4 protein-coding genes and 3 pseudogenes are annotated in these 6,591 nt (G+C 37.9%); 6 read left to right on the forward strand and 1 reads right to left on the reverse strand.

Annotated features, from left to right (window positions below):
* Window positions 1–9 precede the first annotated feature (9 nt).
* The 6 genes and pseudogenes from nrdE to QM928_RS03725 form a co-directional block, all read left to right on the forward strand.
* Window positions 10–2,169, forward strand: a complete 2,160-nt coding sequence (gene nrdE / locus QM928_RS03700) for a class 1b ribonucleoside-diphosphate reductase subunit alpha (protein WP_414294481.1) — start codon at window positions 10–12, stop codon at window positions 2,167–2,169.
* A 173-nt stretch (window positions 2,170–2,342) separates the two neighbouring features.
* Window positions 2,343–3,305 carry a class 1b ribonucleoside-diphosphate reductase subunit beta gene (nrdF, locus tag QM928_RS03705; RefSeq protein WP_075231309.1) on the forward strand — a complete coding sequence of 321 codons (963 nt, stop codon included), beginning with the start codon at window positions 2,343–2,345 and terminating at the stop codon, window positions 3,303–3,305.
* 128 nt (window positions 3,306–3,433) lie between these two features.
* The gene (locus tag QM928_RS03710; RefSeq protein ID WP_223140922.1) at window positions 3,434–4,201 is read left to right on the forward strand and encodes a DeoR/GlpR family DNA-binding transcription regulator; all 768 of its coding nucleotides are present in this window, start codon (window positions 3,434–3,436) and stop codon (window positions 4,199–4,201) included.
* A gap of 267 nt (window positions 4,202–4,468) precedes the next feature.
* Window positions 4,469–5,274 (forward strand): annotated as a pseudogene (locus QM928_RS03715) (IS5 family transposase).
* A gap of 189 nt (window positions 5,275–5,463) precedes the next feature.
* Window positions 5,464–5,604, forward strand: a pseudogene (gene tnpB / locus QM928_RS03720) (IS66 family insertion sequence element accessory protein TnpB); the annotation flags it as partial.
* Between the two features lie 172 nt (window positions 5,605–5,776).
* Window positions 5,777–5,962: pseudogene (locus tag QM928_RS03725) on the forward strand (IS66 family transposase); the annotation flags it as partial.
* Window positions 5,963–6,243: 281 nt separating this feature from the next.
* On the opposite strand, the gene QM928_RS03730 reads toward QM928_RS03725, so the two are convergent.
* On the reverse strand, window positions 6,244–6,591 hold a 348-nt coding region (locus QM928_RS03730), incomplete at its 5' end, for an LPXTG cell wall anchor domain-containing protein (protein ID WP_414321989.1).

The raw sequence follows: 6,591 nt of genomic DNA on the forward strand, positions 1-6,591 counted from the left end.
GGATTTTTTATGGGATTAAAACAACTTGAAGATGTGACTTACTTCCGTCTTAATAACGAAATTAACCGTCCTGTGAATGGACAAATCATGCTTCACAAAGACAAGGAAGCTCTTGAAGCCTTCTTTAAAGAAAATGTTGTACCAAATACAATGGTTTTCAACTCAATTACGGATAAAATCAACTTCCTCATTGAGCATAACTACATTGAGACAGCATTTATCAAGAAATACTGTCCAGAATTTTTGGAAGAACTGCATCAATTTATCAAGGATCAAAACTTCCAATTTAAGTCTTTCATGGCTGCCTATAAATTCTATAATCAGTATGCTTTGAAAACTAATGATGGGGAATACTATCTTGAAAGCATGGAAGACCGCGTCTTCTTTAACGCCCTTTACTTTGCTGATGGTGATGAAGCGATTGCTATTGATATCGCCAATGAAATCATCCACCAACGTTATCAACCTGCTACTCCTTCTTTCTTGAATGCAGGCCGTGCGCGTCGTGGTGAGTTGGTATCTTGCTTCTTGATCCAGGTAACCGATGATATGAACTCTATCGGACGTTCTATCAACTCAGCTCTTCAACTTTCACGTATCGGTGGTGGCGTGGGAATTTCCCTCAGCAACCTTCGTGAAGCTGGAGCTCCTATTAAAGGATACGAGGGTGCCGCTTCTGGTGTCGTACCTGTTATGAAGCTTTTTGAAGATAGCTTCTCTTACTCAAACCAATTGGGTCAACGTCAAGGTGCCGGTGTTGTTTACCTCAATGTCTTTCACCCAGATATTATCGCCTTCCTTTCAACTAAGAAAGAAAACGCAGATGAAAAAGTTCGTGTTAAGACCCTTTCACTTGGTGTTGTGGTACCAGATAAATTCTACGAATTAGCACGTAAGAATGAGGAAATGTACCTATTCAGCCCTTACTCTGTAGAGCTTGAATACGGCGTGCCATTTAACTACATCGACATTACAGAAAAATACGATGAATTGGTTGCAAATCCAAATATCCGTAAGACAAAAATCAAGGCGCGTGATTTGGAAACTGAAATCTCTAAATTGCAACAAGAATCTGGTTATCCTTATGTGGTCAACATTGATACAGCTAACCGTGCAAATCCTGTCGATGGTAAGATCATCATGAGTAACTTGTGTTCAGAGATTCTTCAAGTCCAAGAACCAAGTCTTATCAATGATGCTCAGGAATTCCTAAAAATGGGTACTGATGTCTCATGTAACCTTGGTTCAACAAACGTGGTCAACATGATGACTTCACCGGACTTTGGTCGCTCTATCCGTGCAATGGTACGTGCCTTGACCTTCGTTACAGATAGTTCACACATCGTCGCTGTTCCTACTATCGACCACGGAAACAGCCAAGCTCACACCTTTGGACTTGGAGCTATGGGACTTCACAGTTATCTTGCTCAACAATTGATCGAATACGGATCACCTGAGTCTGTTGAATTCACAAGCATCTACTTCATGCTTATGAACTACTGGACCTTGGTTGAGTCAAACAATATCGCACATGAACGTGGTGTTACCTTCCACAACTTTGAAAAATCAGACTATGCTAACGGAAGCTACTTTGATAAGTATTTGACTGACGAATTTCTTCCAAAATCAGACCGTGTTAAAGAACTCTTCAAAGATATCTTTATTCCTACTGCTGCTGACTGGGCTGAACTTCGTGATAAAGTTAAAGCAGATGGGCTTTACCACCAAAACCGCCTTGCTGTAGCGCCAAATGGTTCTATCAGCTACATCAACGATGTTTCTGCTTCTATTCACCCAATTACGCAACGTATCGAAGAACGCCAAGAGAAGAAAATTGGTAAGATCTACTATCCCGCTGCTGGTTTGTCAACAGAAACAATTCCTTACTACACTTCTGCTTATGACATGGATATGCGTAAGGTCATTGATGTTTATGCTGCTGCGACTGAGCACGTGGACCAAGGACTTTCACTCACACTCTTCATGCGTAGTGATATTCCAACAGGCCTTTACGAATGGAAGAAAGAAAACAAACAAACAACACGTGACTTGTCTATCCTTCGTAACTATGCCTTCAACAAAGGTATCAAGTCTATCTACTACGTCCGTACCTTTACCGATGATGGTGGAGAAGTCGGTGCTAACCAATGCGAGAGCTGTGTGATTTAAGTCATCTCTCAAAAGTATTACATTCACTCAATCCATTAAACGTATTTTGCTGATAAAATCATGTAAGAACATAAAAGTCGGGCATCCGACTTTTTGTTCGATTATAGCATAGAATTATGATAAAATAAGAATGATTATGTTATCGCATTACTACACACAGAAAGAGATTTCAAATGAAAACTTACTACAAAGCCATTAACTGGAATGCCATCGAAGATGTCATCGATAAATCAACCTGGGAAAAACTGACTGAGCAGTTCTGGCTCGATACGCGCATCCCTTTGTCAAACGACTTAGATGACTGGAGAAAGCTTTCTAACAAGGAAAAAGACCTTGTCGGTAAAGTTTTTGGAGGTTTGACCCTTCTTGATACCATGCAATCAGAAACTGGTGTCCAGGCTCTTCGTGCTGATATTCGTACACCTCACGAGGAAGCTGTTTTTAACAATATCCAATTTATGGAATCTGTTCATGCTAAGTCTTACTCCTCTATCTTTTCTACCTTGAATACTAAGTCAGAAATCGAAGAGATTTTCGAATGGACCAACACCAATCCATATCTTCAGAAAAAAGCTGAAATCATCAATGAAATCTACCTAAACGGAACGCCACTTGAAAAGAAAGTAGCTAGTGTTTTCCTTGAAACCTTCCTCTTCTACTCTGGTTTCTTCACTCCACTCTACTATCTTGGAAATAACAAGTTGGCCAACGTAGCTGAGATCATTAAGCTCATCATTCGTGATGAATCAGTTCATGGAACCTACATTGGCTACAAATTCCAACTCGGTTTCAATGAATTGCCTGAAGAAGAGCAAGAAAAACTCAAAGAATGGATGTACGACCTTCTCTATACTCTTTATGAGAATGAAGAAGGCTACACAGAGAGCCTCTATGACGAAGTCGGATGGACCGAAGAGGTTAAAACCTTCCTTCGCTACAATGCAAATAAGGCTCTTATGAATTTGGGGCAAGATCCTCTCTTCCCTGACTCAGCGGACGATGTCAACCCAATCGTTATGAACGGGATTTCAACTGGTACATCAAACCACGACTTCTTCTCTCAAGTTGGTAATGGCTATCTACTTGGTGAAGTTGAAGCTATGCAGGATGATGACTATAACTATGGACTAAATTAATACCTAACCTAAAAAAACATCTAAGTTTAATTACAAACCAGATGTTTTTTTTTGTTTATTTTTGTTTTCTTTAAGTTGCTTAGCTGTTTAAAATATGATAAAATAATATTAGATTTGGGGGTGGTTCAATGCTGAAGCAAGAAAAATTAGATACTATTTTAGAAATTGTTAATACAAAAGGAACTATCACTGTTAAAGAGATTATGAATCGCCTTGATATTTCCGATATGACAGCTAGACGATATTTACAAGAGTTAGCGGATAAGGATTTACTGGTTCGAGTTCATGGAGGAGCTGAAAAACTTCGAACAGGTTCCTTATTAAATAATGAGCGTTCTAACGTTGAAAAACAAGGGCTACAAACAGCAGAAAAACAAGAAATTGCTCGCTTTGCAGGTCACTTAGTTGAAGAAAGAGAAACTATTTTCATTGGTCCAGGTACCACATTAGAATTCTTTGCGCGTGAACTTCCTATCGATAACATTCGTGTTGTTACCAATAGTTTGCCTGTATTTCTCATTCTAAACGAGCGTAAGCTAACTGATCTCATTCTAATCGGTGGTAATTATCGTTCAATTACTGGAGCATTTGTAGGTACTTTAACCCTTCAAGATATCGCTAGTTTGCAATTTTCAAAAGCCTTCGTTAGTTGTAATGGTATCAAGGATCATGCTATCGCTACTTTTAGTGAAGACGAAGGTGAAGCACAGAAATTAGCACTAGAAAACGCCAATAAAAAGTATCTCCTAGCTGACCATAGCAAATTTGATAAGTTTGATTTCTTTACATTTTACAACATTTCAGATATCGATACTATTATCACTGATTCTAAATTAAGTGACGAAACACTCCTATCCCTATCTAAACAAACTAAAATTATAAAGTCAAAACCTTAAACTCTACAACTAGTCATAGAATCTAGTAGCTACTACTATTTTCATGGCTAGTTTTTTATTTTATATTAAGCCTGCAATCTAAAATATTTCAATTATTTTTCAAAATCTATGATTTCTGTATTTTTAATTTAATAGATTCCTAGAATCTGTCTTTTTATATTCCATTTTATAGTCATTTAGTTTTAAAAAAGCACTCTAATGATTCAAAGATATTGGGGACTTCCCTTAATAGACTTCCTGCAAAACAAAATATGATACAATAAAACTATGAATTATGAATCAAGTAAACCATTAACTGATGCACGATTTAAACGCCTTGTTGGTGTTCAGCTCACTACTTTTGAAGAGATGTTAGCTGTGTTAAAAACAGCTTATCAACGTAAACACGCAAAAGGTGGACGAACCTCTAAGTTAAGCTTAGAAGATCTCCTCATGGCTACTCTTCAATACATGCGAGAATACCGTACTTATGAACAAATTGCGGCTGATTTTGGCATTCACGAAAGCAACTTAATCCGTCGGAGTCAATGGGTTGAAGCAACTCTTATTCAAAGTGCTTTTACGATTTCAAAAACTCATCTTAGTGCTGAGGATACGGTGATTGTGGATGCAACATAGGTAAAAATCAATCGTCCTAAAAAAATCAACTAGCTAATTATTCTGGTAAAAAGAAATATCATGCTATGAAGGCTCAAGCGATTGTCACAAGCCAAGGGAGAATTGTTTCATTGGATATCGCTGTGAACTATTGCCACGATATGAAATTGTTCAAAATGAGTCGCAGAAATATCGAACAAACTGGTAAAATCTTGGCTGACAGTGGTTATCAAGGACTCATGAAGATGTATTCACAAACTCAAACTCCGAGAAAATCAAGTAAACTGAAGCCACTAACTCTTGAAGATAAAGCCTATAACCATGCGCTATCTAAAGAGAGAATCAAGGTTGAAAATATTTTTGCCAAAGTAAAAATGTTTAAAATGTTTTCAACAACCTATCGAAATCGACGCAAACGGTTTGGATTACGAATGAATTTGATTGCTGGCATTATCAACCGTGAACTAGGATTTTAGTTTCGCAGGAAGTCTACTACTATTATAAGATGTTTTTTGATTTTAGGATAGTATAAGGTAAGCGCGTCATAACAAGGTATCTATCCTATTTCCCCAACTTCCGGTATACTAGATAAAAATAGTTATCGGAGGAAAGGTATTGTACTATAATAATTCAACTAAACAAACGATTTAGGTCAAGTTCACCTTGTTTGTGGCAAGACAGATATGAGGCAGGGAATAGACTCCTTAGCCTATGTAGTTAAAAGTCAATTGGAATTAAATCCCTTTTCAGGTCAAGTCTTTCTCTTTTGTGGTGGACGTAAAGACCGCTTTAAAGCCCTTTACTAGGATGGTCAAGGATTTTGGTTACTTTATAAACGCTTTGAGAACTGAAAACTGACTTGGCCAAGTACAGAAAAGGATGTTAAAGCTCTAACACCTGAACGCGCCATTAAATCATTGGTTATGGGACGGAGTAAAAGAGTCCAGGGGACTCTTTTAGCCTGAGCTCAGTTTTAAACAGCGAGGGTGGTTGTTTTCTCAAAGTTTTGAAGGAGCTAAAGCAACAGCTATTATTATGAGGTTGTTGGAAACAGCTAAACGTCACCAATTAAATAGCGAGAAATATCTATCCTATCTTCTAGAATATCTTCCAAACGAGGAAACTCTCGTAAACAAAGAGGTTTTAGAGGCTTATTTACCATAGACTAAAGTTGTACAAGAAAAGTGCAAATAAGAAATCTCCGGATTAGGAACTATCAGTGAGTTCTCTAGTCTGGAGATTTTTCAATATACTTCGTTATTGGGCGGTTACGTTACTTACTATTGAACGGAGCAAGACGGACCGAAAATCATATAATTAAAAAGCTAGAGTTCCACAATTGGGAATCTCTAGCTTTTTTGTACTGAGAACTATTTTCTTTGATATTCTTTTCTAGAAAATTTATAGAATTAAGATTCTCAGCTTTTCTTTATTAGAGTATTGGTTTACTCTTCTTCCTCACGTTTTTTAGCGAAGAGGAGTCCGCCTGTCGCTGCTGCAAGAAGTGCTAAAGCAAGTGAAGCGTTAGATTGTTCTGTACCAGTATTTGGCAATTCTTTCGCTCCTGCTTTCTTAGCTGGTGCTTGAGCAGGTGAATCTTGGTTAGCAGCTGGACTAACTGCTACTAAACCATCTGATTTCTTAACAGACTTATCCGCTGGGATTACTGCTGTTGATCCGTCTGGGAAGGTTACAGTTGCTGTTCCATCTTTACCTACTTCAACATCTTTCGCTGTTGGGTTAGCTTTCTTAACTTCGTCTGCTACTTTAGCTTTTTCTGCGTCTGTTAAGTT

Origin of the sequence: Streptococcus infantis, assembly GCF_047460405.1 — a bacterium.
Taxonomy (GTDB): Bacteria; Bacillota; Bacilli; order Lactobacillales; family Streptococcaceae; genus Streptococcus; species Streptococcus infantis_Q.

What these genes read in the sequence shown, in the direction of transcription:
- nrdE (WP_414294481.1), top strand. Translation starts at nt 10, where the DNA reads ATGGGATTAAAACAACTTGAAGATGTGACTTACTTCCGTCTTAATAAC.
- nrdF (WP_075231309.1), top strand. Translation starts at nt 2,343, where the DNA reads ATGAAAACTTACTACAAAGCCATTAACTGGAATGCCATCGAAGATGTC.
- QM928_RS03710 (WP_223140922.1), top strand. Translation starts at nt 3,434, where the DNA reads ATGCTGAAGCAAGAAAAATTAGATACTATTTTAGAAATTGTTAATACA.